1 protein-coding gene is annotated in these 282 nt (G+C 72.7%); it reads right to left on the bottom strand.

All coding sequences use genetic code 11. From position 1 onward, the window contains the following. Positions 1-282, bottom strand: a 282-nt coding sequence (locus HCK04_RS40770; RefSeq protein WP_205831308.1) for a hypothetical protein, incomplete at both ends; no start/stop codon positions are given.

The raw sequence follows: 282 nt of genomic DNA, 5'->3' as shown, positions 1-282 counted from the left end.
TGCCAGCTCACCCGCAGCGAACTTCTCCCGCACGACGGGGAGGCGGGGTAGTTCCGCGCCGAGGGTGAGCAGGCGGCCAGCTCCGCCCACGGTCATCCCCCCGGCGGTGCGCAACCAGCAGCGGGTGGAGGCATGGCCATGCTGCCTGGCCTGACCTGCTCGGTGGACCCGGCCGACGCGGTCGGCCAGGGCGCTGGTGATCCGGTCGCGGGCGAACAGCAACTCCTCCGCCTCGGCCAGGCACATGTCCACATCGTCGGGAAGCGGGGTCAGCGCCAGCTC

It is taken from the genome of Microbispora sp. CL1-1 (genome assembly GCF_012034195.1).
In the GTDB taxonomy this organism is placed as follows: Bacteria; Actinomycetota; Actinomycetes; order Streptosporangiales; family Streptosporangiaceae; genus Microbispora.
This window is presented reverse-complemented; position numbering and strand designations above follow the sequence as displayed.